The organism is Gordonia sp. ABSL11-1 (assembly GCF_030315685.1).
Taxonomy (GTDB): Bacteria; Actinomycetota; Actinomycetes; order Mycobacteriales; family Mycobacteriaceae; genus Gordonia.
The window spans coordinates 1-1,441 of sequence record NZ_JASXSI010000074.1 but is presented as its reverse complement, the minus strand read 5'-3'; the positions used below and the strand labels follow the sequence as shown (position 1 = coordinate 1,441).

The 1,441-nt window shown below is 61.7% G+C and carries 2 protein-coding genes; both read right to left on the bottom strand.

Annotation, left to right across the window (positions count from 1 at the left end; all coding sequences use genetic code 11):
• Positions 1-407: 407 nt before the first annotated feature.
• Positions 408-836, bottom strand: a complete 429-nt coding sequence (locus QSJ19_RS26465; protein WP_286324033.1) for a type II toxin-antitoxin system VapC family toxin — start codon at positions 834-836, stop codon at positions 408-410.
• Positions 829-1,095 (bottom strand): type II toxin-antitoxin system Phd/YefM family antitoxin, encoded by a 267-nt coding sequence (locus tag QSJ19_RS26460; RefSeq protein WP_286324032.1) that lies wholly within the window; start codon positions 1,093-1,095, stop codon positions 829-831. Before QSJ19_RS26460 ends, QSJ19_RS26465 begins: the two co-directional genes overlap by 8 nt.
• Between the last annotated feature and the right edge of the window lie 346 nt (positions 1,096-1,441).

The window sequence follows — 1,441 nt, the reverse complement described above, 5'->3', positions numbered from 1 at the left end:
CACCTCGGGACAGTTCAAGACGAGAAGGTAGTTTCGGCAGCTCTTGACTGGATGACCTTCAGGTAGCACCGCACATCGGCGGGACCCCATCAGCGATGGGGTCCACCCGCACCGTCTCACGGGCCCCGACCAAGCCGTCTGCCGGGCGGCCCCGCCCAGGTTGAACCCAGCCACCGCCGCGACGCGCCACTGACGCTGAAATTCGCGATCACCACCCGAGAAGCGGGCCGCCGTGACGCTGACATTCGCGATCAAATGACGCTCAGATTCGCGACGAGAGCCACGCTCCCTTCAGCGTTCGTGACACACGTGGATCGAGGCTAACTTCGAAGAGCCGGTAACCCTGAATATTCGGTTGATGCATATTCTCTGACCCTGTCGATTAGAGCTTCGAGTTGAGGTCAGCCTCAGGGGGGACTCACGGGTATGACGCGAACGATGCCGTCCAAGCCGTCGAAGTCGTTGGGGTTGGTGGTGTAGAGGGGGAGCCCGGCTGCGGTCGACACAGATGCGATCATGAGGTCCGCTACTCGTTTCCGCGGCGTTCTTCCGCGAGCTTGGACCGCAGCGCTGACGCGGCCGAACGCGCGAGCAGCGTCGGCACCGAACGGTAAGGGGTCGAACTCGTTCTCGACGCGCTGGAGAACATCGGCGCGGCGTGCGCGTTCGTCGGAGGCCTCTGGGTCGTCGCCAATTACCAGGTGTACGCCAGCGGAGAGCTCAGCCAAGGTGATCGCACTAATTGCCATCTCGTCCGGCAGTTCGGCAGGGTCGATTGCGTGGCGAAGAATCAAGATGTTGGTGTCGAGTAGCCCCCGCCGTGCTTCGTCAGGCATACGGGTCGCTCAACGTTCCGTCGTATACGCGGTCCTGATCAGATTGGAATCTCTCGCCATCAATCAATGGAGCCGACACTGAGCCGCGGGCGAACTCTGCGCGGGAAACAAAGCTGCGTCGTCGACGTAGGGGGACGAGTTCTCCTATTCCACGGCCGTCGCGGGTAACCGTAAAGGAATCGCCGGACTCCACCGCGTCCATGATCTCTTTGGAACGCATGCGGAGGTCGCGTTGGCTCACTTCGCGCGGCGCACTCATGTGCCACAGGATAGCACGGCATGGCACGAGGTAGAGGCCATAGCGACTGTCTTCGGCTGCTCGACCTCGCCACCGGGTACCGGTACATGTCGGCATGGCGGTAAGGGACAGGGTTGGTGGGTACCGTCGACGGATGCGTGAGTGCGGTTTGCGACCGCTGTAGGTTTGGGTTCCGACGTGCGTATACCAAATATGCGGCGCAAGCCACAAGCAGTCGGCTCTGGTCGCACAGGCCGATGCGGATGGTGGCGACCAGAATTTTGTCGAGGGTACGTCTGTGTCTTGGGACGATGGGTCAAGTCCTTTGGCGTGGTGTACGGGTTGATCCTTCGTTCGGGCGTGTCGG